Below are 24,818 nucleotides of genomic sequence, written 5' to 3'. Positions count from 1 at the left end.
CGCGAGCCATGACAGCTCGCGCCGGTTGACGGGGACCGGGAGGGGTTCGACCGGGCCGGAGAAAGACGAAGGACCCCCCGCGCACCCGCCAGAGCCCATTTATCCTTGCTGCCTTCCGGCCCTGGGGAGGTTCATAGGGTGACGCCGCACGAGGGGTCTGCTCCGAGTGTATCCGAACCCCGGACCGCTCGGGCAACCCGTGCGCGCCCCGGCCCCTCCCCCGGAGCGCGTCGCCCTCCCGAACACCGGCACCGGGCGGAACGCACATCCCACATCAGGCGTCTCATCTCGGGCACGGGGCCCACGGGGCCCGGACCGGCACACACGTAACCTCTCAGAGATCATGGACGGCATGGGCATGCTCGACCGGCTCGATTCCACCGACAGCTCCCCGGAGCGCCGCGACCTCATCGTCGCCACGCTGGAGAACGCCTTCTCGGACCTGATGGCCGCCGACCCGGCGGCGTTCCGCGTCAAGTTCCGCAAGATGGCGGCCAACCCGTTCGCCTTCTACCGGGGCAGCGCCGCGCTCTTCTACGACGACGTCTCGGGCATGGACGACCCCTGGGCCGACGAACGCACCTCGCGGGTGTGGATCCAGGGCGACCTGCACGCGGAGAACTTCGGCACCTACATGGACTCCACCGGGCGGCTGGTGTTCGACGTCAACGACTTCGACGAGGCCTACCTCGGCCACTTCACCTGGGACGTGCTCAGGTTCGCGGCCAGCATCGGGGTGATGGGCTGGCAGAAGGCCCTGTCCGACGAGGACATCAGCGCGCTCCTGCCGCACTACATCGACGCCTACATCGCCCAGGTGCGCGAGTTCGCGACGACGGGCGACGACTCGGAGTTCTCGCTCAAGCTGGGCAACACCGACGGCACCGTGCACGACGTGCTCCAGAAGACCCGGCTCAACAGCCGCGCCGGGATGCTGTCGTCCATGACGTCCCGCGACGGGTACACCCGCCGCTTCACCGAGGGCCCCCGGGCGCGCCGCCTGGACGACGCCGAGCGGGAGCGGGTCCTGGCCGCCTACGAGGCCTACCTGGACACCATCCCCGAGGACCGGCGGTACGCGTCGATCAACTACGCGGTCAAGGACGTGGTGGGCAGCGGCGGCTTCGGGATCGGCTCGGCGGGGCTGCCCGCCTACACCCTGCTCATCGAGGGCCAGTCGGAGGCGTGGGACAACGACATCGTGCTTTCCATGAAGCAGGGCAACGTGGCCGCGCCCTCGCGGGTGGTGACCGACCAGCGCATCATGGACTACTTCCAGCACCACGGCCACCGCACCGCGGTGTCCCAGCGGGCGCTCCAGGCGCACACGGACCCCCTGCTGGGCCACACCGAGATGGGCGCCGTGGGCTTCGTGGTGAGCGAGGTCTCCCCCTACACCAACGACCTGGACTGGGACGACCTCACCGAGCCCGCGGAGGTCGCGCCGGTGCTGGACTACCTGGGGCGCGCCACCGCCAAGGCGCACTGCGTGTCCGACTCGCACGCGGACGCCACGCTCGTGCGCGGCCAGACCGAGGAGGCGGTCATGGAGGTGCTCGACGGCCGCGAGGCGGAGTTCACGCGGTGGTGCGTGGACTTCGCTCACCGGTACGCGGCCCAGACCCGGGCCGACTACTCGCTGTTCGTGGACGCCTTCCGCAACAACGCCATCAGCGCGGTGAGGTCCAGCCGGGCCCTGTGATCCCGGGGCCGGGCGGGGCCGCGGGAACCTGTTCGAAGCACCCCGTCGCGGCATGTAGAGTTGTTCGCGGAGGATTCGCCTAGTGGCCTAGGGCGCACGCTTGGAAAGCGTGTTGGTGGCAACGCCTCAGGGGTTCGAATCCCCTATCCTCCGCGAGCGGCCCGTGGTGGTCGACGACCTTCGGTCGTCCTCCCCACGGGCCGAAGTGCTTCCCGGGGGGACGACCCCCTGGAACCCCCGAAAGCCAGCAGCCGAAACGAAGGCCCCGACCGGACACCGGTCGGGGCCTTCGTCGTTCGTAGTCTCAGTTTTGGGCTCGGTCGGCCGTTCCGGGGCCTGGGCCGCCCCTCTCCCGCAGTCCCTCGGCGGCCTCTCGCCCCTGTTCCTGGTCGGCCCGGGCCCGCTTCCCGGTACACGAGGTGCGCCCACGACCCTTTTTGCAACTTGTTGCATAATGAATGCGGGCCGACCGGACACCGGCCCGCACGGCACCGCGCGAGGAGACGAAATGGGCGACTACCCCCACCTGCTGGAACCGCTGGACCTGGGCTTCACCACCCTCGCCAACCGCGTGGTCATGGGCTCCATGCACCTGGGCCTGGAGGAGGCGCCGGGCGGCTTCGAGCGGATGGCCGCCTTCTACGCCGAGCGCGCCCGGGGCGGCGTCGGCCTCATCGTCACGGGCGGTATCGCCCCCAACCCCGAGGGCGCCACCTACAAGGGCGCCGCGAAGATGACCACCGAGGCGGAGGCCGAGGAGCACCGCGTGGTCACCGAGGCCGTGCACCGCGAGGGCGGGCGCATCGCCATGCAGATCCTGCACACCGGCCGCTACGCCTTCAGCGAGGACGCGGTGGCGCCGAGCGCGGTCCGGGCCCCCATCAGCGCCTTCACGCCCCGGGCGCTCACCGGCGACGAGGTCGAGCACACCATCGAGGACTTCGCCCGCGCCGCCGAACTGGCCGGGCACGCCGGGTACGACGGCGTGGAGGTCATGGGCTCCGAGGGGTACCTGATCAACCAGTTCACCGCCCGGGCCACCAACAGGCGCGAGGACGGCTGGGGCGGCTCCTTCGAGAACCGCATGCGCTTCCCCGTGGAGGTCGTGCGGCGCGTGCGCGAACGCGTCGGCGCCGACTTCATCGTGGTCTACCGGCTGTCCATGCTCGACCTGGTCCCCGGCGGCTCCACGTTCGACGAGGTGGTCCGGCTGGCCAAGGCCGTGGAGGAGGCCGGGGCGACCATCATCAACACCGGCATCGGCTGGCACGAGGCGCGCATCCCCACCATCGCCACGTCCGTTCCGCGCGGCGCCTACAGCTGGGTGACCCGCAGGCTCCGGGGCCGGGTGTCCGTGCCGCTCGTCGCGGTCAACCGCATCAACACCCCCGAGGTCGCCGAGGAGATCCTGGCCGGGGGCGACGCCGACATGGTCTCCCTGGCCCGCCCCTTCCTGGCCGACCCCGACTTCGTCGCCAAGGCCGCTGCGGGCGCCCCCGAGCAGATCAACACCTGCATCGGCTGCAACCAGGCCTGCCTGGACCACACGTTCAGCCTGAAGGTCAGCTCCTGCCTGGTGAACCCGCGCGCCTGCCACGAGACCGAACTCGAGCTCTCCCCCACCCGCCTGCGCAGGAGGGTGGCCGTCGTGGGAGCCGGACCCGCCGGGCTCGCCTGCTCCGTGTCCGCCGCCGAGCGCGGGCACGAGGTCACGCTGTTCGACGCGGCCGGGGAGATCGGCGGCCAGCTGAACCTGGCCCGCCGCGTGCCCGGCAAGCGGGAGTTCGACGAGACCCTGCGCTACTACCGGGTCCAGCTAGACCGTCACGGGGTGGACGTGCGGCTGGGCACCAGGGTGGGGGCAGCCGACCTGGAGGGCTACGACGAGGTCGTGCTCGCCACCGGCGTCACCCCGCGCGTGCCGGGGATCCCGGGCGTGGACCACCCCAAGGTGGTGGGCTACGCGGACGTCCTGCGCGGGAACGCCGAGGTCGGCGAGCGCGTGGCGGTCATCGGCGCGGGCGGCATCGGCTTCGACGTTGCCGCCTTCCTCACCGAAGGCGGGGGCGACGTCGACACCGGGGAGTTCCTGCGCAGGTGGGGCGTGGACACCGACCCCGCCTCCCGGGGCGGCCTCGGCGAGCCCCTGCGTCCGGCGTCGCCGCGCACCGTGCACCTGATCCAGCGCAGGACCGGCAAGGTCGGCGCGGGCCTGGGCAAGACGACCGGGTGGATCCACCGGCTGGAGCTGCGACACCGCGGCGTGGAGACGGTCGCGGGGGCCGAGTACGACCGGATCGACGACGAGGGCCTGCACCTGACCGTCGACGGGGAGAAGCGCGTGCTCGACGTGGACACCGTCGTGGTGTGCGCGGGCCAGGAGCCGCTCCGGGACCTCGCCGACGAGTTGACCGCCTCGGGCCGCGCGGTCCACCTGATCGGCGGCGCCGACGAGGCGGCCGAGCTCGACGCCAAGCGCGCGATCGACCAGGGCACCCGCCTGGCCGCCGCGCTGTGACGCCCGCCCCGGCGTCCCGGCGCAAGAGCGACGGGAGGCCGGGGAAAGCCGGGTTCAAGGATCCGCGCGGCCCCGTGTCCCGTGAGTGGCACGCGCGAACCCCGGGTAGCCGCACCACCATGAGAATCGGTGAACGCATCCGCCGGATCGAACGCGACGAGCAGCTCGACCCCGCGGTCTCCAGCATGAAGAGCCTGGCCGAACGGATCCCGTCCGGCACCGTCCGAGACATGCTGCACGGAGTCCAGCTCGGGCACCCCGTCCATCCGATCCTGGTGCAGCTGCCCCTCGGCACGTGGATGGCGGCGGTCCTGCTCGACTCGCTGCCCGGCGACCACCGCCGCAGCGCGCACGCGCTGGTCAACGCAGGTCTGGTCACGACCCTGCCCGCCGTGGTGAGCGGCCTGGCGGACTGGTCGCAGCAGCACGAGCGCCAGCAGCGCGTGGGCGTGGTGCACGCGGCGACCAACGGCGTCGGCACCCTGCTGTTCGGCGCCTCCTCGCTGGCCCGGGCCCGCGGCCGCCAGGGCTGGGGGAGGTTCCTGGCGCTGGTCGGCGTCGGCGTGGTCGGCCTGAGCGGGTCCCTGGGCGGGCACATGGCCTACTACCGGTCGGCGGGCGCCAACAGCGCCGACCACCTGGTCGACCTGCTGCCCGGGGGCTGGCACGACCTCGGCCCGCTGGACGGCTTCGACGACGGCGGTCTCGGCGGGGGCGACGTGGCGGGCGTCCCGGTCCTGGTGGCGCGGACCGGCGGCTCCGTGAGCGCGATGCTGGGCACGTGCCCGCACATGGGCGCTCCCCTGGCCGAGGGCGAGCGGGTGGACGGGTGCGTGCGCTGCCCCTGGCACGGCAGCGAGTTCCGCCTGGACGACGGGACGGTGGTCCACGGGCCCGCGACCGCTCCGCCGCAGGTCCTGGAGGCGTCGGTCGTGGAGGGCAGGGTCATGGTCCGCCTCCCCGAGTCCGCTCCGTGATGGGGCGCGGATCTTTTTCCTGAGCCCGCTACAGGGGGTCTTCGGGCGTCCACGGGGTCCTGGAGGTGACGGAGGTGGGGCTGCGAGGAACGAGCCGCCTCACCGGGGGCACCGAAGGTTCCCGTTCTCCGGACGCCCGAACACAAGAAGGGCCGCGCGCAGCGTCCGTTGAGGGTGGTGGCGGGCGACGGGTGGGACGAAGCGAAGCGGAGGCCCCGAGGAACACTGCCTAGAATGCGCCCATGTCCCTGCCCCACGCCATCCTGACCGCCCTGTTGGAGAAGCCCTCGTCCGGACTGGAGTTGGCCCGGCGCTTCGACCGCTCGATCGGGTACTTCTGGTCGGCCACCCACCAGCAGATCTACCGGGAGCTGGGCAAGCTGGAGCGGGCGGCGCTGATCCGGGCGCTGGCGGCGGACGGGCCGACCCGCGGAGGGCGCAAGGAGTACGAGGTGCTGCCCGCGGGACGGGAGGAGCTGGAGCGCTGGGTGGACCTGCGCGAGGACCCCAGGGCCTCCCGCGACCCGCTGCCGCTGCGGCTGCGCGCCGCCGGGGTGGTGGGCGTGCGCGGCCTGGTCGCGGAACTGCGCCGCCACCGCGACCTGCACCTGCTGCGGCTGGAGGAGTACCGCGGGTTCGAGCGGCGCGACTACCCGGACGGGCCCGCCACCGAACGGGAACGGGTCCAGCGCCTGGTGCTGCTCGGCGGCATCGACGTGGAGGCCGGGTGGGTGGCGTGGCTGACCCGCGCCGTCGAGGAGCTGGAGGGCGTCGGGGAGGGCGTCCCGGACGCCTGACCGCGTCCCCGAGGGCGCCCCGGAGGCCTGGCGGCGACGGACCCGCGGACGGTCCCGCAGGGCGCTCAGTCCCAGTCCGCCCCGGACTCCGACAGGTTCGCGGGCAGGCGCAGCCCGGGGCGCAGCGGAACCAGCTGGCCCTGCAGGACCATGGCCGCCGCGCCGATGGCGGGCGCGGTCGCGGCCGACGTGGACATGCGCACCTCGACCGGGTGGGCGGCGCGGGCGAAGAAGGCCCGGTCCAGCTCCTCCTGGATGACGGGCAGGTAGACCGACCCCGCCGCGGCCAGGCTCGAACCGGTCAGCACCAGCAGGTCCAGGTCCATCAGGTTGGCCAGCGTGCGGACCGCCACGGCCAGGCGGCGGGCGGAGCGGTCCAGCAGGGCGCGGGCGGTGGGCTGGCCCAGACGGGCCGCGCGGACCACGGCGGTGAACTCGGCGCCCACCGACGGCCGGACCCGGCCGCCGTCCCGGGTGAGGCCGGCGGTGCGGGCGAGCTCCCCGTCGGCCCGGGCGGCCGCCACGACGGCGGCCGGACCGGCGACCGCCTCGGCGCACCCGCGTCCGCCGCACCAGCACAGCGGACCGTCCACGTCCAGGCACACGTGCCCGATCTCCCCGGCGTTGCCGCTGGCCCCGTGGTAGGGGATGCCGTTGACCAGGACCCCGGCGCCGACGCCGGTGCCCATGTACACGGCGGCGAAGATGGACGACCCGCCGACCACGCCGGACCAGTACTCGCCGAGGGCGGCGGCGGTCGCGTCGTTGCCCGGCACCACGGGCAGGCCGACCGCGCCCTCCAGCTCCTCGGCCGCGGGGTAGTCGGCCCAGCGCCGCAGCGAGGGGTGCCGGTGGAGCGCGCCGGTCGGGGCGACCAGGCCGACGCCGAGCACCCGTTCGCGGTCCACCCCGGCGCCCTCCACCAGGGCCTCCACCTGCCGGGACATGCGGGAGGTGGTCTCGGCCGGGTCCTCGTCCCGGTTCACCCCGGCGCGGGTCATCCGGGAGACCACGGCGCCGGTGAGGTCGATGAGGGCGTAGGTGATGCCGATGGGGTCGATGTGGACGCCCACGGCGTAGCGCGACTCCCGGTTGAGCCGGAGCAGGACGCGCGGCTTGCCGCCGGTGGACTCGGCGCGCCCGGTCTCCAGGACCAGGCCGTCGTCGATCAGCCTGCGGACGACGGTGGAGATGGTGGCGCCGGTGAACCCCGTGGCCTCCACCAGTCCCACGCGGCTGATCGTGCCCGCGGCACGGATGACGTCGAGGACCGCCGCCCTGCTCGTCGTGTGCGGGATCACCCGTGACGGCCCGCCCAATGCCACCTCCACCACCTCGACGGCCGGTTCCCGGCCGCGGTCCGCGCTGTGCTCTCCCCCGCTCCGGGACGCCGCGTCCGCGCGCGGGCCGCCCGGGTCGCGTCGCCGGGGCCGGTCGCGTCGCGCCCGCGCGCGGGGACCCGCCCCTTCGCGTCCGGCGGGCGAGTGTGGGCCAAGTGTCGCGCCCGCGCGCGGGGACGGCAAACCGGCCCCCTCCGCGCCGCGCCCGCACGGGGACGACACGTGTGGTGCCCGCCGTCGGGGGTACGGGCGGGTCCCGTGGCGCGCATGCGCGCGGGGGCGAAGCCCCGGGCAATCCGGCACGGCCCCGGCGCCGAAGCACCCGGGGAGACCGAACCGAGCGGCAACGGGCCGCACGGTCCCCCTCAGAAGGGAGTTCACCGAGGATGCGGGCTTCTCCCACGCACCGCCCCCGGTCGGCCGAGCGGGCCCTCGGGCCGCTCGGCCCGTGGATCACCCGGTGGGCGCCGCCCCGCCCGGTGGCCGCGGTGGCGATCGTGCTGCACGGCGGCCAGGTCACCGGACTGATGAGCACGGAGCAGAGCCAGCTCGCCGTCCGGCGGATGGACCCGTTCGCCTCCGCCCTGGCCCGCGCGCACGGCGACCGGGGGCTGGCCGTGTGGCGGGTGCGCAACCGCGTGCGCGGCTGGAACGGCGACGGCCGGTCCTCCCTGGAGGACGCCGGACGGGCGGTCGACGAGGTCAGGCGCCGTCTGGGCGGCGTGCCGGTGGTCCTCGTAGGCCACTCGATGGGCGGGCGCGTGGCCCTGCGCTCGGGCGGGGTGCCCGGGGTGCGCGGCGTGGCGGCGCTGGCCCCGTGGATTCCCGAGGGGGAACCGGTGGAGCAGCTGGTGGGCCGACGCGTGCTCCTCGCCCACGGCTCCCGCGACCTGACCACCAGCCCCCGGGCGTCGGCCGACCACACCGCGCGGATCGCCCGCGTGGCGGAGTCCGCGGAGTTCGTCCGGGTGCCACTGGACGTGCACGCGATGCTGCGCTGGCGCACCTGGAACCGCCTGGTCACCGAATTCGCGGGCACGGTGCTGGACGCCTGCGCCCGGGAGTCGCGAGGATAGCCCCGCCGCACCCGGGCCGCACCCGTCACACCCGTGCCGCCACGCACGACGGAACGCCGCGCTCCCTCCGGACGCACCGCACCCGGCCCTACCGCGCTCAGCTCTCCCGCGCACCGGCCCGCGAACGGGTTCAGAGCCGGGTGGCGCGCACCAGGACCAGCCGTTCCGGGAAGAGCACCGGCGCCTGGAGTCCCGCGTTCTCCAGCGCCGCGCCCCTGACGCGGACGCCCTCGGGCGTCCACCAGGGCAGCGGCACCCCCCACCGGTGGGCGTTGCCGTCGGGCACGTCTCCGGGCGCCTGCGGGCGGACCCGGTAGACCGCCTTGGGGCTCAGGCCCGGCAGCCGGACGGGCCCGGTCGGGTACAGCTCCGAGGTCCCCGTGGCGACGATCGCGTAGAGCGCATCGGACCGGTCCTCGGCGACCACGCCGTGCACCCGGACCGCCGGGTCCGGGTGGTCGCCGTGCACGGCGGTCCCCGTGTGCAGCAGACCGCGCAGCTCCTTGTACAGCTCCACCCACTCCCGCAGGCGGGCCAGCTCGGCGCCGTCGGCCCGGGTGAGGTCCCACTCGATCCCGAAGTGCCCGAACAGGGCGGTCCCGGCCCGGAAGTCGACGGTGTGGCGGCGGTCGGTGGTGTGCGCGGTGCCCGCCCCCACGTGGGTGCCCATCAGCTCCAGCGGGACGAGCGCGTTGGTCCACCGCTGGATGTCCTGCCGTTCCAAGGCGTCGATGCAGTCGGAGACCCACACGCGGTCGGTGCGCTCCAGCACCCCCAGGTCCACCCGTCCGCCGCCGGAGGAGCAGGACTCGATCTCCACGCCCGGGTGGCGGCGGCGCAGTTCGTCCATCAGCCGGTAGACCGCGAGGGTCTGGCCGTGGACCCCGGCCCGCCCGGTCGGCCGGTGCCCGGCGTCCACCAGGTCCCGGTTGTGGTCCCACTTGAGGTAGGAGACCGGGTAGGCGGACAGCAGTTCGTCCAGTCGCTCCAGGACGTACGCGAACGCCTCCGGGAGGGCCAGGTCGAGCACCTGCTGGGAGCGCGCCGGTCGGGGCAGCCGGTCGCCCGCGGCCATGATCCAGTCGGGGTGCGCGCGGGCCAGGTCGGAGTCCTCGTTGACCATCTCCGGCTCCACCCACAGCCCGAACTGCATGCCCAGCCCGGTGACGTGGTCGGTGAGCGGGCCCAGCCCGTCCGGCCACACCTCGTCGGAGACGTACCAGTCGCCGAGGCCTCGCCGGTCGTCGCGGCGCGAGCCGAACCAGCCGTCGTCGAGCACGAACCGCTCGGCGCCCACACGGGCGGCGGCGTCGGCCAGCTCGCGCAGCCGGTCGAGGTCGTGGTCGAAGTACACGGCCTCCCAGGTGTTGACGACCACCGGGCGCGGGGTGGAGGGGTGGTGCGGGCGCGAGCGCAGGTGCCGGTGGAAACGGGCGGAGACCTCGTCCAGGCCGTGCCCGTGCGAGCCGTACTGCCACGGGGTGGTGTAGGACTCCCCCTCCGCCAGCACGACCTCCCCGGAGAGCAGCAGCTCGCCCGAGCCCAGCAGGGACACCGCGTGGTAGGTGCGCTCGGCGAAGGCGCGGTGGTTGCCCGACCAGGCCGTGTGCACGGCCCACACCTCGCCGGAGCGGTTGCCGGAGCCGTGCGTTCCCGCGGCCAGCAGGTGGGCCGCGTCGTACCCCGTGCGCCCGGTGCGGTTCTCGCGCACCCGCATGCCCTGGGTGAAGGCGGTCCGCTGCGGGCTGCGCTCGCGCATGTGGCGCCCGCCGAAGTCGAGCAGCTCGACCGCCTCGGCCGGGACGGGGAGGACGAGGTTGACGGCGTCCACGGCGAAGGGGGACGCGGCCCCGTTGGTGACGGTGGCGCGCTGGCGGACCAGGCCCGAGGGGGTCAGCTCGACCACGAGGTCCAGGGCGAGTCCGGCCCGGGCGTCCTCGGCGCGGACGGTCAGGCGCCCGCCCGCCGGGGAACCGTGCTCCACCGCGGACTCGCGCACGCGGAAGGCGGTGGAGAAGTCGGCGCCGCCCCGGTTGCCGACCAGGCCCGGCGTGCCGAGCCAGCCGGCGGACTGCTCGGGGAGCACGGCCACCTCCACCGGCCCGTCCACGGAGAACCCGATGGGCTGCGGGCTCAGCGCCAGGCGCAGGTCGTCCAGCTCCCCGCGGGAGAGGTCGCCCAGGTCGGAGCCCCAGTGCAGGACCCGGGGCAGGGTCTCGCCGGTCAGGTCCAGCAGGAGGCTCACACCGGCGGCGCGCAGGTGGGGGAGATCGGAGCCGCCGGAGAGCGGGCGGTGCGATGCCACGGTCGCCACGTCCTTCGTGGTCGGGAGCAGGGTTGACTTACTTTGTTCGGAAAAGTAAGAATCCCCGAGGTGGCTGGTTCGCGCAAGAGGGACCGCCGCCCGACGACGACCGCGACGCCCCGCGGAGCGTGCTCCGCGGACACGCCGGGCGTCCCCGCCCCCGAAGCCCCGAGAGGCACAGATGATCCGTCACACCCTGCACGACGGCTGGCGGCTGTCCGCGACGAGCGGGCCCGTCCCGGAGAACGTCGCGGGCCGCACCGTCCCCGCCCAGGTCCCGGGAAGCACCCACCTGGACCTGCTGGCCGCCGGGCTGATCCCCGAGCCCTACCTGGACAGCAACGAGACCGAGCTGGCCTGGATGCACCGCGCGGGCTGGCGCTACTCCCTCACCTTCGAGGCCGACGCGGTCGAGGACGGCGAGCGCGTCGACCTGGCCTTCGACGGCCTGGACACGGTGGCCACCGTGGAACTCAACGGCACCGTGCTCGGCACCACCGCCAACATGCACCGCGGATACCGCTTCGACGTGCGCGACGCGCTGCGCGCCGGGACCAACGAGCTCGTGGTCGCCTTCCGGTCCGCGCTGGAGTACGCCGAGGAGGTCCGCGGGGAGCTCGGCGAGCGGCCGCACACCAACACGCACCCGTACAACATGGTCCGCAAGATGGCCTGCTCCTTCGGCTGGGACTGGGGGCCCGACCTCCAGACCGCCGGGATCTGGAAGCCCGTGCGCCTGGAGCGGTGGCGCACCGCCCGCCTGTCACAGGTGCGCCCGCTGGTCACCGTGGGCGAGGACGGCACCGGCCGGGTGGAGCTGCACGCCGACGTCGAGTGGTCGGGGAGCGCTCCCGGCTCCGGCCTGGTCCTGGCGGCCGAGGTCGCCGGAGTGCGGGCCGCCGCCGACGTGGCTCCCGGCGCGGAGAACGGCGTGGTCGTGGTCGAGGTGCCCGACGCCCGCCTGTGGTGGCCGGTCGGCCACGGCGACCAGCCCCTGTACGACCTGTCCGTCACCCTGACCGGGGACGGGGAGGCCGGGCCGCTGGGCTCCGAGGACCGCCGCGTGGGCTTTCGCACCATCACCGTGGACACCGCTCCCGACGAGCACGGAACCCCCTTCACCGTCGTGGTCAACGGCAAGCCGATCTTCGTCAAGGGCGCCAACTGGATCCCCGACGACCACTTCCTCACCCGGATCACGCGCGAGCGCCTGGCCCGGCGCGTGGACCAGACCGTCGGCGCGCACATGAACATGCTGCGCGTGTGGGGCGGCGGGATCTACGAGAGCGAGGACTTCTACGACGTCTGCGACGAGCGCGGCGTCCTCGTGTGGCAGGACTTCCTCCTGGCCTGCGCCGCCTACCCCGAGGAGGAGCCGCTGTGGAGTGAGTTCGAGGCCGAGGCCCGGGAGAACGTCGCGCGTCTGACCTCGCACGCCTCTCTGGCGCTGTGGAACGGCGGCAACGAGAACCTCTGGGGCTTCATGGACTGGGGCTGGCAGGAGCGGCTCGGGGACCGGACCTGGGGCTACGGCTACTACACCGACCTCTTCCCCCGCGTCGTGGCCGAACTCGACCCCACCCGGTTCTACGCCGACGGCAGCCCCTACACCCCGGGGTACGCCCCGAAGGAGGTCCACCCCAACGACGAGGCGCACGGCACGCGCCACGAGTGGACCGTGTGGAACCAGACCGACTACCGGGCCTACCAGGACCACGTGCCGCGGTTCTGCTCCGAGTTCGGCTTCCAGGGGCCGCCCACCTGGGCCACCCTCACCGACTGGGTGCACGACGAGCCGCTCACCCCCACCTCGCCCGCCTTCCTGCTGCACCAGAAGGCCGAGGACGGCAACGGCAAGCTCGCCCGGGGCCTGTCGGCCCACCTGCCCGCGCCGAGGAGCTTCGAGGACTGGCACTGGGCCACCCAGCTCAACCAGGCCCGCGCGGTGGCGTTCGGCATCGAGCACTTCCGGTCGTGGTGGCCGCGCACCGCGGGCGCCCTGGTCTGGCAGATCAACGACTGCTGGCCGGTCACCTCCTGGGCGGCCGTGGACGGCGAGGAGCGCCCCAAGCCGCTCTGGTACGGGCTGCGCCGCGCCTACGCACCGCGCCTGCTCACCGTCCAGCCCAGGGACGGGCGGCTGGTGCTGGTGGCCGTCAACGACACCGACGAGGCCTGGTCGGAGCCGGTCAGCGCGCAGCGCCAGACCTTCGGGGGCGAGGTGCTGCACACCGCTAGGATCGAGCTGGCCGTGCCGCCCCGTTCCGCGGCGGAGTTCGACCTGGCCCGGGAGCTGCTCGCGGCCGGGGACGCTAAGGAGGAGGTGCTCGTGGCCACGACCCGCGACGCCCGCGTCGTGCGACCCTTCCGCGAGGACGTCCACCTGTCCTACGACCCCGACGCGCTGACCGCCACCGCCTCGCCCGTGGAGGGCGGCTACCGGGTGGACGTGCGCGCCTCGTCCTTCGCCAGGGACGTCTCCGTGCTGGCCGACCGGGTGGCGCCCGACGCCGAGGCGGACGACATGCTCGTGGACCTGCTGGCCGGGGAGACGCACAGCTTCCTGGTGCGCACCGGCGCGGAGGTGGACCCGGCGGCGCTGACCGCCGCCCCCGTACTGCGCTCGGCCAACTCCCTGCGCGCGCGGCGGGCGTGATGGACGGGTCCGGGACCGGGGGCGCGGTCGGGCTCGTCCTGGCCAGGCCGCGCCGCCTGCTGAGCGCCGAACCCTTCTTCATGGAGTTCATCGCCGGGATCGAGGAGCGGATGGCCGAGCGCGACATGTCGGTCCTGCTGCACCTGGTGACCGGCCGGGAGGCCGAGCTGGCCGCCTACCGCCGGTGGGCGGAGCGGCGGCTGGTGGACGCGGTCGTGGTGGTCAACCCGACCGAGGGGGACGAGCGCCCCGCCGTGCTGCGCGGGCTGGGCCTGCCCGCCGTGGTCGCGGGCAGCCCGGTTCCGGACCCCGCCACGCCCACCGTCCTGACCGACCACGTGTCACCGGTCCGGACGGCGCTGGAGCGCCTGCTCGAACTGGGCCACCGGCGCGTCGCCCGGGTGACCGGGCCGGTGGAGCTGCTGCACACGCGTGCCCGTACGGAGGCCCTCGCGGAGGGCTGCCGGGCGGCCGGGCTCCCCGCCCCGGTGGTCCTGGAGGGCGACTACTCCCACGAGGCGGGCGCCCGGCTCACCGGCGAGCTGCTCAAGCGGGATGAACCGCCGACGGCGGTCCTGTACGACAACGACGTGATGGCGGTCGCCGGACTGGACGCCGCCCGCGGCCTGGGCGTGCGGGTCCCCGAACAGCTGAGCCTGGTGGCCTGGGACGATTCGACCATGTGCCGCCTGGCCGAGCCCGCGCTCACCACCATGAGCGTGGACGTGTACCGGTACGGGGTCGCGGTCGCGGAGTCGGCCCTGGAGTGCGCCGACGGGGCGGCCGTCGCGGAGCGGTGGTCGCCGGCGGCGCGCTTCGTGCCCCGGGGCAGCACCGGTCCAGCCCCCGCCGGGGAGTAGCCGCACAGGTTTGCCGCCAAAGCGGTTTGTCCGCCTGTCGACGGGGCGACCTGTCGACAGGCGGACAAACCGACAGGTCGCTCCGGGGCGGCGCTCCGGCCGTCGGAACCCGACCCGGGAAACGCGAAGGGCCGGTTGCTCCGCACCGCGCACACCGTGCGTCGGCTCGGACCAACCGGCCCTCGCTACCTCTACCGGCCGGACGCTCACCCGCGTGAGCATCGGCCTCGTGCGGTGGAGGAGGGATTTGAACCCTCGAAGGGTTGCCCCTTACCCGCTTTCGAGGCGGGCGCCATCGGCCACTAGGCGACTCCACCGCGAGACACTCTACCGGATACGGCGCCGTGCGAAAAACCGGCTCAGGAGATCGGAGCACCTGCCCGAGAGCTCCGGCGGCACCAGGTCCGGCGGGACGACCTCCGGGCGGTGGTTGAGACGGGGGTCGCGGACCGCGTCCCACACCGATCCGGCCGCTCCCGCCTTGGCGTCCCGCGCGCCGTAGACCAGCCGGTCCACGCGGGAGAGCACCGTCGCGCCCGCGCACATCGTGCAGGGTTCGAGGGTGACCACCAGGGTGCAGCCGCCCAGCCGCCACTCGCCGCGCGCGCGTGCGGCGGCCCGCAGCGCCAGCACCTCGGCGTGGGCGGTGGGGTCGCCGGTGGCCTCGCGCTCGTTGCGCCCGGTGCCCAGGACCGCGCCGTCGGCGTCCAGCACGACCGCGCCCACCGGCACGTCACCCGTCTCCAGTGCGGCCTCGCCCTCGGCGATCGCCGCGCGCAGAGCGGAGGCGAGGACGTCCCGTCCGATCACAGCCTCATACCGTCGAGGATCTCGGCGAAGCCCGCGCGCTCGGCCACCACGGCCAGGACGTCGCTGGGCAGGACCCCGCCGCCGACGGACAGGGAGCGCAGCTCCTCCTCGGTCAGGCCCAGGTCGGAGAGCAGGCCCCCGTCGCCGTCGGGCCGCGGGTCGGGTCGGGCTCCGGCGCTCTCGGAGGGCGGCGGCGCGCCCAGCCCCCCGGCCTCGGAGAGCACCGAGGCCAGCGGGTGGTCGTGCACCACCCGCGCGTCGGAGAGGTACACGCGCGGCTCACCGCCGTCGTCGTCGGCTCGCACGATGGCGAACCACTCGTCGTCGGCCTCCACGAGCAGGATCGAGACCCCGCCGCCCCGGTCGGTCGCGAAGTCGAGCATCAGTTCGGTGACGTCGTCGATGACGTCCACGTCCCCGAGTTCGACCTCGGTTCCCCGCCACGTCCTCCCGTTGGGAGCGAAGACCGCTGCGAAGGTCGACACCGCGTGCTCTCCTGTCCGCCCGGATGCTCTTCTCGGCAGGTCCTTACCCCATACCGTCCAGTACACGCTGGAAGGACTGGGCGAATCCCAGCCGCTCGGACACGCTGGCCAGCACCTCGTCGGGGTACAGGTCCAGATCGCCCGCCAGGGCGCCCAGCTCCATCTCGTCCAGTCCGAGGTCGGCCACGATGGACAGGTCGCCCGCGGGCAGCACCTGGTCCAGGTCGTCGTCGTCCGGCTGGTCGATGTCCAGGTAGTCCAGGACGTCCCGGGCCACCTGCCAGTCCACGGACGCGGTCACGTCGGATAGGAAGAGGGAGACGTCCTCACCGTAGACCCGCACGATGACGAAGAAGTCGTCGCCGACCGAGACCAGGCCGAGTGATCCGCTGATGCTCGGCTGCTGTCGCAGGGCGTGGATCAGCCCCTTGAGGTCGTGCGTCAGGGTCACGGGGAGCAGGTCGACGTCCCAGTACTCCTCTTCCCTGTACGCGATGGCCGCGAAGTCGCCCGAGTCGTCGTCACCATGATCGAGCACTGTCATCGTCACCCCAACCCGGCCGGTGTATCGGTGCGGACGAAGGAATCCCGGATCGCCCGTGCGAGTGACATGGTAACGATCACTCCGGTGCCACCGTCCCCCTCGGTCCGCGTCATTCCGGACCACGCTCTCATGAGAACCGGTTCCCCGCTCGCCCCTCCGTCTTCCCCGCGGCCCCCGGGCGCCCCCGGCCGCGCGGCCGAGCCGGTCCGGAGAGGGGGCCGCGCGGCCCGCGGCGCCTCCGGTCCGGTGGACGCGCGCGGTTAGACTCGGGCAGGCCTCCTCCCCAGCCACCGTCTTGTTGTCCCAGCTCAACCGGAGAACGCTTTGGAAACCCTGGTCGTCGACCACCCCCTGGTCGCGCACAAACTGACCACCCTGCGCGACGTGGGTACCGACTCCCCGACCTTCCGGCGCCTGACCGACGAGTTGGTGACCCTGCTCGCCTACGAGGCGACCCGGGACGTACGAGTGACGGACGTCACCATCCGGACCCCGCTCGTGGAGACCACCGGAACGCAGCTGACGCGTCCCACTCCGCTCGTGGTGCCGATCCTGCGCGCGGGCCTGGGCATGCTCGACGGGATGACCCGCCTGCTGCCCACCGCCGAGGTCGGCTTCCTGGGGATGGCCCGCGACGAGGACACCCTCCAGCCCGCCACCTACGCCGACCGGCTGCCGCAGGACCTGTCCGGCCGCCAGTGCTACGTGCTGGACCCCATGCTGGCCACCGGCGGCACCCTGGCCGCCGCGCTCAAGCTCCTGGTGGAGCGGGGCGCCGACCACATCACCGCGATCTGCCTGCTCGCCGCCCCCGAGGGCCTGACCGCGGTGGAGCGGCGCCTCGCCGAGGACCTGGATCCCGACCACGGCGCGACCCTGCGCGTGGTCACGGCCGCGGTGGACGAGCGGCTCAACGAGCAGGGCTTCATCCTGCCGGGGCTGGGCGACGCGGGCGACCGCCTCTACGGCTGCTCCTGAGACACACCCGCCGCACCCCTCCCCAGCGCCCGCCGGATCACGTCGGGCGCTTTTTCGGCTCTTTTTGCGACCGGAGGAATGAACGACCGAAAATCGGGCATGCCTGCTGCTGACTCCCCCGTCCGCCCTGGTGGACACGGCGAGCCGGCGCAAGCGCCGACACGGCTTTGCATTAGCCGAATTCATTTCGAGACGGTAATGTAACAGAGAGGAGCGATGATGGTTCCCGCACGCCCGTAAGCGGAGACCAGCCGGACCGAAACGCCCCCTCACCCCAGATCTCCCTCTCAGCCCGCTGACACCGCACGCCCGAGCCTCCTCCGGCGCGGCGCTTCGTCCACCCTCCAGCGGCTACCGAAAGATCCCGAAAGAACACAAAGCGCGACCCCGTAGCCCCCAAGGAGTGAGATGAACGAGAACCCCTCCACCTCGACCGCCCGCGACTCTCGCTTCGAACCGGTGCGGAGCCGGCTGGCCGAGGAGTTCTCCGACGTACACCACACCTCCACCGTCACGCGGTGCGTGGACGCGGCGCGGCACGGCGCCGAGGACGTGACCGGCAAGGCCACCCCCGACCTCGTGGAGCGGATCGCCCGACAGCACCTCCAGGTGCTCGCGCTGGCCTTCGCCGAGCAGTCCTAGCGGATCCGAACGGGCCCTACCGAGGTTTTCGGCCTGTCCGGACTCCGGTGGCCTGCGCAGGGGGAGATGAATTACCCCCTTATATCCAGCAGTGTCCTTAATGTCATAGTCCTCGATGGACCTGAACCACATTCCGGACCACCAATCACTGGGTTACCAACACCACCGGAACCGGACACAGCCCGCATGCGAGGAAGGTCCGACATACCGCCACGCCGAGGGTGCGCCTCAGGCTTTACGGGCATGATGGTCGGTGCGACAATCACTGCTGGGTTAGTGGGTCAGGTGGATTCCAAGAGGAGTCAGTCGTGGCGAAGTTGAAAAAATGGGGCGGCTACGCGCTCATCGCTTTCGTGGCGTTCTATCTGTTCACACAACCGGAAAGCGCTGCCGGGGTGATCGAGAGCGCTCTGGGCGGTCTGATGGGGGGCGCGGAGTCGATGTCCCGTTTCGTCAACGCGCTCCTGTAACGGGAACGGTCGGGTGGCATGCGGCTCGTAGCGTCGAGTAACAGCGCTCCTGCGTCGGTCAACCGCTACCTCCTGCCGCACGAGCAGGACGTGGTGACCATCCGTCGGCACCCCGCGGTGCTGATCGGTCCGGTCGGAGCGGTCCTCGGCGCGTTGATCCTCGCCGGGATCCTCAGCAACACCTCCATCGCCGACAGCGCCGCGACGCTGGCGATCATCTGGTGGGTGTGGCTGCTGGTGTTGGTGTGGTTCGTGTGGCGGGTAGCGGAGTGGTCGGTGGACTACTTCGTCATCACCTCCGCACGGCTCCTGCTGACCACCGGCCTGATCGTCCGGCAGGTGAACATGATGCCGCTGGGCAAGGTCACCGACATGAGGTTCGAGCGGACCCTGCTGGGCCGCTTCCTCGGTTACGGCACCTTCGTGATGGAGTCGGCCGGTCAGGACCAGGCCCTGAGCCGGATCGACTTCATCCCCTACCCGGAGCAGCTCTACCTGGAGGTCGTGGGGCTCATCTTCAAGGAGTGACGCCGCACCTCGAGGCCCACGCGGAGCACCCGCCGTCCCGGCGGGTGCTCTCGTCATGCGCGGCCCCCGCCGAGTGGCCGAGAGGCGGCCCCCGGTGGGCAGTGGCCGTCGTACACGGCCGGACCGGGCATCCCTTCGCGCCTCGTTCACCTTCTGTTCAACTTCCCTTCGGGTGACACACTCCTTTCCCCGGCGCAGGTCAACGAATAGTCACACATGGCGTTCGGATCATCACGCATAGAATTCACCGACCTGGGCAGGTCTCCAAGCAGGCCTCACACGGAGGCCGAAGCCCCGATGTACCACGCCCACGAAATCCGGCGAATTGACTCGAAGGTGAACGTAGGGTTAACTTGGGACATCTGAAATGGAAACGAGGAGGGTCCCATGGCGCGCAGGACGGACCGTGCACCCCACCCCACTCGGTTCTCGACGACCCGTCGGCGCCTCCGCCTCTCGGCTGGGACCAACCGCCTCTCCGGTCTCGCGACCGAGCCGGTCAACGTTCCGCAGCCCCGCGAGGACGCCGACGCGACGACGTCGGGACACCCGATCATGCACTGGGTGCTGGTCACCGACGACAACGGCCGGAGCCGCCCCGAGGTCCGCTGGCTCTAGCCGGCGGTTCGAACGAAGGCCTCCCCGCCCGGATCCTCCGGACGGGGAGGCCTTCGCCGTTGCCCCGGGACCGACCGCGCCTCCGCACGGACGGGCCCCGGTGGGCGAGGGGCCGCGCCGATTCCGGCGCACGGGCGCGCGGCGAACCGAAGCGAGCGCAGGGGGCCGTCCCGCGGGGCGGCCCCCTCGTCGTGCGCGGAGCCCGCGCGGGGCCTCCGGGCGGTCTCCCCCTGGCTCCGCATCACTTTGTCGACAAATCGGCTTGACCATAAAGAGCAAAGTGGTTAGCCGTTACAGGCCTCCTGTCGCCCCGAACCCCGTGATGTCGGTCTCACGAACGTCCGCTTGACGGCTAATAAAACGAGACGTATCGTCTTCCGCATGAGGCTGATCTTCCTGTAGTCCCGCGTCCGACGCCCGAGCCACCGCCGCCAGCGCCCAGTGCAGCACGGCGATTTCCCCGCGCTCCCCGGCGTCGCCGTACCGCGGTCGACCACGGAAGGCCTCACCGTTCCCTTTTCCCGGACCCGCGCCATCGCCGCGCCCTGTCCGAAACCCGGAACGCCAGCGCCCCACCGTCGATCCGCGGCTCCTCTCCCGGCCACACCGCAGATCAGGAGACGCGCATGCTCACCGCCCGAGTACGAGCACAGTCCCAGCTCGCCCTCGACGACATCACCCACCGCTACGGCGACCACACCGTGCTCGACCGTGTCACCCTCGCTATCAGCCCCGGCGAGCGCGTCGGGATCATCGGCGACAACGGCTCCGGCAAGAGCACGCTGCTGCGCCTGCTCGCCGGGGAGGAGGACCCCACCAACGGCGACATCACGGTCCGGGCCCCGGGAGGAGTCGGACGCCTACGACAAACGTTGGAAGGGGTCGGGGCGGGGAGGCAGACCCTGGAGGCGGTGGGGGTCTCCACCGGCACCGTCGGCGACGCGGTCGACTCCGCCCTGGCCGTCCTGCGCGGCATGGAGGCGAGTCTGCGCGCGGCGGAGAGCACGCTCGGCTCCGCCACCCCGGCGGAGCTGGACGCCTACGGCGACCTGCTCGCACGGTTCGAGGCGCGCGGCGGCTACGACGCCGACGCGCGCGTCGACGCCGGACTGCACGGGCTGGGCCTTCCCGGCCTGGACCGCGACCGCCCGCTGAGGACCCTCTCCGGAGGGGAGCGCTCGCGCCTGGCCCTGGCCGCGATGCTGGCGGCCTCACCCGAACTGCTCCTGCTGGACGAGCCCACCAACGACCTGGACGACCGCGCGGTCGCCTGGCTGGAGGACCGGCTCCGCCGCCACCGGGGCACGGTCGTGGCCGCGACCCACGACCGGGCGTTCCTGGCCAACGTGACCGACACCGTCCTGGAGGTCGACCACGACCTGCGTCGGATCCACCGGTACGGCAACGGCTACGACGGGTTCCTGGCCGCGAAGGCCTCGGCCAGGGCCCGGTGGATCCGCGAGTACGAGGAGTGGAGGGCGGACCTGGCGAGGCAGCGCAGGCTCGCCGAGAACAGCATCGCGGCGCTGCGGGCCATCCCGCGCAAGATGGAGAAGGCCGCGTTCGGCCACGGGGCGTTCAGGATGCGCGGAGCCGCGCACGGTTCCATGGGCCGCGTCCGCAACGCCAAGGAGAGGGTGGAGAGGCTGACCGCCGACCCGGTGGCTCAGCCGCCGGTACCGCTGCGGATGACCGCCGGGTTCACCGGGTCCCGCGCCGGGGGGAGCGCTCCGGCCGCCTCTCTGGAGGGGGTCCGGGTGGACCACCGCCTGGAGGTGCCCCGCCTGGACCTGGCTCCGGGCGAACGCGTGCTGGTCACCGGGCCGAACGGGGCGGGCAAGACCACCCTGCTCCGGGTCCTGTCCGGGGACGCGCTCCCCGACGAGGGACGGGTTTCGGTCCCCGGTCGGGTGGGTTACCTGCGTCAGGAGGACGGCTCCTTCGCCGCCGGACAGACCGTGCTCGGCGCCTACGCCGCGGGACGGCCCGGTTTCGCCGGGGACCACCGGGACGAACTCGCCTCGCTCGGGCTCTTCCGGCCCGGGGAGCTGGACCGGCCGGTGGCGTCCCTGTCGGTGGGCCAGCGCAGGAGGATCGAGCTCGCCCGGCTGACGTCGGAGGCCTACGACCTGCTGCTCCTGGACGAGCCGACCAACCACCTCTCCCCCGGTCTCGTGGAGGACCTGGAGGAGGCGCTGACGCGCTACGAGGGCGCGCTGGTGGTCGTCTCACACGACCGCAGGACCCGGCAGCGCTTCACCGGCCGCCACCTGGAACTACGGGAGGGGATCGTGGTCAGCGACTCCGCGTGAGGCGGGCGTAGCGCTTTGTCGACAAATCGGCTTGGCCATAAACCGCTATTACGACTAGCCGATATTCGGGGCTCGCTGCGCGGCGGGCCCCGACGCGGCGGCTAGCCCGGAGCCATGTCGACGAACCGGCTGTAGTGGCCCTGGAAGGCCACGGTCACGTCCGCCGTGGGGCCGTTGCGGTGCTTGGCCACGATGATGTCCGCCTCGCCCGCGCGCGGCGACTCCTTGTCGTGCACGTCCTCGCGGTAGAGCAGGATGACCATGTCCGCGTCCTGCTCGATGCTCCCCGATTCGCGAAGGTCGGACACCTGCGGGCGTTTGTCGGTGCGCTGCTCGGGGCCTCGGTTGAGCTGGGAGAGCGCCACCACCGGGACCTCAAGCTCCTTGGCCAGGAGCTTGAGGGACCGGGACATCTCCGAGACCTCCTGCTGGCGGCTCTCCACCCGGCCGGGCGAGCTCATCAGCTGGAGGTAGTCGACGATGACCAGCTTGAGGTCGTGCTGCTGCTTGAGCCGTCGGCACTTGGCCCGGATCTCCATCATCGACATGTTCGGGGAGTCGTCGATGAACAGGGGCGCGTTGGCCACCTCGCCCATGCGCCTGGCCAGGCGGGTCCAGTCCTCGTCGGTCATCAGCCCGGAGCGCATGGTGTGCAGGGGCACCCGGGCCTCCGCCGACAGCAGGCGCATGACGATCTCGTTGCGCCCCATCTCCAGGCTGAAGAAGACCGCGGTCATGTCGTGCTTGATGGACGCCGCACGCGCGAAGTCCAGGGCCAACGTGCTCTTGCCAACGGCGGGGCGGGCGGCGATGATGACCATCTGGCCGGGGTGGAGGCCGTTGGTGAGGGCGTCGAAGTCGGCGAAGCCGGTGGGCACGCCGGTCATGGTGCCGTCGTTGGCGCCGATCGCCTCGATCTCGTCCAGGGCGCCCGGCATGATGTCGGCGAGCGCGACGTAGTCCTCGCCGGTGCGCTTCTCGGCGACCTTGTAGATCTCGGCCTGGGCGTGGTCGACCAGGTCGTCCACCTCGCCGTCCCCGGCATAGCCGATCTGGGCGATGCGGGTGCCCACCTCGACCAGGCGGCGCAGGACCGCGCGGTCGGAGACGATCTTGGCGTAGTAGCCCGCGTTGGCGGCGGTCGGGATGGCCTCGGTGAGGGTGTGCAGGTAGAGGGCGCCGCCGACCCGGGTGGCCTCGCCGCGCTTGGTCAGCTCGGCGTTGACCGAGATGGCGTCCACGGGCTCGCCCCGGGAGAAGAGGTCGACGACGCTCTCGTAGATGATCTGGTGCGCGGGTCGGTAGAAGTCCGCGGAGCGGATGATCTCCACGACCTGCGTGATGGCGTCCTTGGACAGCAGCATGCCGCCGAGCACGCTCTGCTCGGCCTGGATGTCGTGGGGTGGGGTGCGCTCGTATCCGCCTTCTTCAGGTGGCTGCTCAGCGACACTCACGAACGCTCCCCCGGGACGGTACTTCCGTCGGCCCGGGAACGGACCGACCCTTCCAGGATGCCCCATGGCGGATGCCGGAGGCGCCTTGGCCGGAGGTTGTGGACACGTCCCTTACCACCATGTCCGGTGCCCCGCAGGGCATCCCGGACCGGGGTTGTGCACATCACCTGTGGATAACTTTGCCGCGACCGCTACATATAGCCCTTGACCTGCCAAAACACAGGATGCAGTCAGGGGGTGCAAGATGCCTCACAGGGCGTGTTTCCACAGGTTATCCACAGGCTTCAGCCGGGGTGTGGACAACTCCACACCCGCGTAGAACGCGTGTCCGATACTGTGTGCTGGTCATGCCACGACTGCTTTCGGCCGCCCCTTTCCGGCACCGCCACGACCGCGAGATCATCGCTCTGGCGGTCCCGACGTTCTTCGCGCTCATCAGTGAGCCCCTGTTCCTGCTCACCGACTCCGCGATCGTCGGCACGCTGGGCACCGAGGCGCTCGGCGGCCTGGGCGTGGCCGGGCAGGTGCTGCTCACGCTCGTCGCCGTCTGCGTCTTCCTCGCCTACGGCACCACCGCGGCGGTCTCGCGCAGGTTCGGCGCGGGCGACGTCCCCGGGGGCGTCCGGGACGGCGTGGACGGGCTGTGGCTCGCGGTCCTGCTGGGCCTCGCCGCCGTCGCGATCGGCTGGCCGCTCGGCCCGGTGACGGTGGAGGCGCTGGGCGCCTCGCCCGACGTGGCGCCCCACGCCCTGACCTACCTGCGTATCAGCCTGCTCAGCACGCCGTTCCTGCTCATCGTCATGGCGGGCACCGGTGTGCTGCGGGGCCTCCAGGACGCCCGGACCCCGCTGGTGGTGGCGGTCTGCTCCTACGCGGCCAACGCGGTGCTGTGCGCGGTGTTCGTGCTGGTCCTGGACTGGGGCATCGCGGGTTCGGCCTGGTCGACGGTGCTCGCCCAGGGCGGGGGCGCGTTCTGGTACGTGATGACGATCGCGCGCGCCGCGCGACGCGAGGGCGTGTCGCTCACGCCCACGACGACGGGCCTGCGCGCCTCGGCCTCGGCGGGGTTCGCCCTGTTCCTGCGCAGCGTGTCGATGCGCGTGGTGGCCCTGGTGACCACGGCGGTGGCGGCCCGGCTGGGCGACGCGTCGATCGCCGCGCACCAGGTGAGCCACAACATCTGGGCGCTGCTGGTGTTCGCCATGGACGCGATCGCCATCGCCGGGCAGTCCATCGTGGGCCGCTACCTGGGCGCGGGGGACGTCCAGGGCACCCGGGACGCCACGAGGCGCATGGTGGAGTGGGGCGTGGGGCTGGGCCTGGTCTTCGCGGCGCTGGTGTTCCTGGCGCTGCCGTGGGCGTGGGTCCCGTTCACCTCCGACCCCGAGGTGCGCGTCCTGATCACGGCCTCGCTGGTGGTGGTCGCGCTGCTGCAGCCGCTGAGCGGGGTGACCATGGTGCTGGACGGCGTGCTGATGGGCGCCGGGGACCAGCGCTACCTGGCGTGGGCTTCCCTGTGGACGATGCTGGTCTTCCTGCCGTTCGCCCTGGTCCTGCCGCGGCTGGCGGACGGCCCCCTGTGGGCGCTGGTGAGCCTGTGGGTCGCCTTCGGGGTGTGGATCCTCGCCCGCGCGGTCACCCTCGGGTTCCGGGCACGGAGTACGGCCTGGCTGGTCACCGGCGCGTACCGGCCCTGATCAGGGGGCCCGCCACGGCGCGGCCGTGACGGGCCCGGTGCCCGTGTCC

The 24,818-nt window shown here is 72.6% G+C and carries 20 protein-coding genes, 2 tRNA genes and 1 other RNA gene; 15 read left to right on the top strand and 8 right to left on the bottom strand.

Annotated elements, in window-relative coordinates; translation table 11 throughout:
• Positions 1-65: 65 nt before the first annotated feature.
• Positions 66-161, bottom strand: an RNA gene (gene ffs / locus KGD83_RS01050) — signal recognition particle sRNA small type.
• A 182-nt stretch (positions 162-343) separates the two neighbouring features.
• On the opposite strand from ffs, the gene KGD83_RS01045 reads away from it, so the two are divergent.
• The 5 genes from KGD83_RS01045 (at position 344) to KGD83_RS01025 (ending at position 5,994) form a co-directional block, all read left to right on the top strand.
• A complete protein-coding gene (locus KGD83_RS01045) occupies positions 344-1,702 on the top strand; it encodes a DUF2252 domain-containing protein (protein ID WP_212642097.1) in 1,359 nt (452 codons plus the stop codon).
• Positions 1,703-1,770: 68 nt separating this feature from the next.
• Positions 1,771-1,855: transfer RNA gene (locus KGD83_RS01040), tRNA-Ser, on the top strand.
• A gap of 355 nt (positions 1,856-2,210) precedes the next feature.
• On the top strand, positions 2,211-4,220 hold the full coding sequence (locus tag KGD83_RS01035; protein WP_212642096.1) for an NADPH-dependent 2,4-dienoyl-CoA reductase: 2,010 nt from the start codon (positions 2,211-2,213) through the stop codon (positions 4,218-4,220).
• A 119-nt stretch (positions 4,221-4,339) separates the two neighbouring features.
• On the top strand, positions 4,340-5,197 hold the full coding sequence (locus tag KGD83_RS01030) for a Rieske (2Fe-2S) protein (RefSeq protein ID WP_212642095.1): 858 nt from the start codon (positions 4,340-4,342) through the stop codon (positions 5,195-5,197).
• A gap of 242 nt (positions 5,198-5,439) precedes the next feature.
• Positions 5,440-5,994 carry a PadR family transcriptional regulator gene (locus KGD83_RS01025; RefSeq protein WP_212642094.1) on the top strand — a complete coding sequence of 185 codons (555 nt, stop codon included), beginning with the start codon at positions 5,440-5,442 and terminating at the stop codon, positions 5,992-5,994.
• A gap of 65 nt (positions 5,995-6,059) precedes the next feature.
• Here the strand turns inward: KGD83_RS01025 and KGD83_RS01020 are convergent, their stop codons facing one another.
• Positions 6,060-7,319 (bottom strand): ROK family transcriptional regulator, encoded by a 1,260-nt coding sequence (locus tag KGD83_RS01020; RefSeq protein ID WP_249352067.1) that lies wholly within the window; start codon positions 7,317-7,319, stop codon positions 6,060-6,062.
• Positions 7,320-7,720: 401 nt separating this feature from the next.
• Here KGD83_RS01020 and KGD83_RS01015 point away from each other — a divergent pair, with 401 nt between their 5' ends.
• A complete protein-coding gene (locus tag KGD83_RS01015) occupies positions 7,721-8,410 on the top strand; it encodes an alpha/beta hydrolase (RefSeq protein ID WP_212642093.1) in 690 nt (229 codons plus the stop codon).
• 130 nt (positions 8,411-8,540) lie between these two features.
• Here KGD83_RS01015 and KGD83_RS01010 read toward each other — a convergent pair whose 3' ends face one another.
• Entirely contained in the window at positions 8,541-10,724 is a 2,184-nt protein-coding gene (locus KGD83_RS01010; protein ID WP_212642092.1) for an alpha-galactosidase, read from the bottom strand.
• 172 nt (positions 10,725-10,896) lie between these two features.
• Between KGD83_RS01010 and KGD83_RS01005 the strand changes: the two genes are divergently transcribed.
• Together KGD83_RS01005 and KGD83_RS01000 are read left to right on the top strand one after the other, a co-directional pair.
• Positions 10,897-13,371 (top strand): glycoside hydrolase family 2 protein, encoded by a 2,475-nt coding sequence (locus tag KGD83_RS01005; RefSeq protein ID WP_212642091.1) that lies wholly within the window; start codon positions 10,897-10,899, stop codon positions 13,369-13,371.
• Complete coding sequence (locus KGD83_RS01000) at positions 13,371-14,231, top strand: LacI family DNA-binding transcriptional regulator (protein WP_212642090.1); 861 nt, start codon at positions 13,371-13,373, stop codon at positions 14,229-14,231. Before KGD83_RS01005 ends, KGD83_RS01000 begins: the two co-directional genes overlap by 1 nt.
• A gap of 232 nt (positions 14,232-14,463) precedes the next feature.
• Here the strand turns inward: KGD83_RS01000 and KGD83_RS00995 are convergent.
• From KGD83_RS00995 to KGD83_RS00980, 4 genes are all read right to left on the bottom strand, one after another.
• Positions 14,464-14,548: transfer RNA gene (locus KGD83_RS00995), tRNA-Ser, on the bottom strand.
• 10 nt (positions 14,549-14,558) lie between these two features.
• Positions 14,559-15,041 (bottom strand): nucleoside deaminase, encoded by a 483-nt coding sequence (locus KGD83_RS00990; RefSeq protein ID WP_212642089.1) that lies wholly within the window; start codon positions 15,039-15,041, stop codon positions 14,559-14,561.
• Positions 15,038-15,526 carry a tRNA adenosine deaminase-associated protein gene (locus tag KGD83_RS00985; RefSeq protein WP_212642088.1) on the bottom strand — a complete coding sequence of 163 codons (489 nt, stop codon included), beginning with the start codon at positions 15,524-15,526 and terminating at the stop codon, positions 15,038-15,040. Before KGD83_RS00985 ends, KGD83_RS00990 begins: the two co-directional genes overlap by 4 nt.
• Positions 15,527-15,569: 43 nt before the next feature.
• Positions 15,570-16,070: a tRNA adenosine deaminase-associated protein gene (locus KGD83_RS00980; protein WP_043705448.1), complete on the bottom strand. Its 501-nt coding sequence runs from the start codon at positions 16,068-16,070 to the stop codon at positions 15,570-15,572.
• Positions 16,071-16,394: 324 nt separating this feature from the next.
• Here KGD83_RS00980 and upp point away from each other — a divergent pair, with 324 nt between their 5' ends.
• The 6 genes from upp (at position 16,395) to abc-f (ending at position 21,618) form a co-directional block, all read left to right on the top strand.
• Complete coding sequence (gene upp, locus KGD83_RS00975; RefSeq protein ID WP_212642087.1) at positions 16,395-17,048, top strand: uracil phosphoribosyltransferase; 654 nt, start codon at positions 16,395-16,397, stop codon at positions 17,046-17,048.
• 408 nt (positions 17,049-17,456) lie between these two features.
• Positions 17,457-17,690 (top strand): hypothetical protein, encoded by a 234-nt coding sequence (locus KGD83_RS00970; RefSeq protein WP_212642086.1) that lies wholly within the window; start codon positions 17,457-17,459, stop codon positions 17,688-17,690.
• 308 nt (positions 17,691-17,998) lie between these two features.
• Positions 17,999-18,160 (top strand): hypothetical protein, encoded by a 162-nt coding sequence (locus KGD83_RS00965; protein ID WP_013155824.1) that lies wholly within the window; start codon positions 17,999-18,001, stop codon positions 18,158-18,160.
• Positions 18,161-18,178: 18 nt separating this feature from the next.
• Positions 18,179-18,688: a PH domain-containing protein gene (locus KGD83_RS00960; RefSeq protein WP_013155825.1), complete on the top strand. Its 510-nt coding sequence runs from the start codon at positions 18,179-18,181 to the stop codon at positions 18,686-18,688.
• Positions 18,689-19,075: 387 nt separating this feature from the next.
• Positions 19,076-19,306 carry a hypothetical protein gene (locus tag KGD83_RS00955; protein WP_212642085.1) on the top strand — a complete coding sequence of 77 codons (231 nt, stop codon included), beginning with the start codon at positions 19,076-19,078 and terminating at the stop codon, positions 19,304-19,306.
• Between the two features lie 626 nt (positions 19,307-19,932).
• A complete protein-coding gene (gene abc-f, locus KGD83_RS00950; protein ID WP_212642084.1) occupies positions 19,933-21,618 on the top strand; it encodes a ribosomal protection-like ABC-F family protein in 1,686 nt (561 codons plus the stop codon).
• A 101-nt stretch (positions 21,619-21,719) separates the two neighbouring features.
• Here abc-f and dnaB read toward each other — a convergent pair whose 3' ends face one another.
• On the bottom strand, positions 21,720-23,072 hold the full coding sequence (gene dnaB / locus KGD83_RS00945) for a replicative DNA helicase (RefSeq protein ID WP_212642083.1): 1,353 nt from the start codon (positions 23,070-23,072) through the stop codon (positions 21,720-21,722).
• Between the two features lie 347 nt (positions 23,073-23,419).
• Here dnaB and KGD83_RS00940 point away from each other — a divergent pair, with 347 nt between their 5' ends.
• A complete protein-coding gene (locus KGD83_RS00940; RefSeq protein ID WP_212642082.1) occupies positions 23,420-24,769 on the top strand; it encodes an MATE family efflux transporter in 1,350 nt (449 codons plus the stop codon).
• Positions 24,770-24,818: the final 49 nt, after the last annotated feature.

Source organism: Nocardiopsis akebiae (assembly GCF_018316795.1).
Taxonomy (GTDB): domain Bacteria; phylum Actinomycetota; class Actinomycetes; order Streptosporangiales; family Streptosporangiaceae; genus Nocardiopsis; species Nocardiopsis dassonvillei.
The sequence above is the reverse complement of the archived record's forward strand: the minus strand, read 5'-3'. Positions and strand labels throughout refer to the sequence as shown.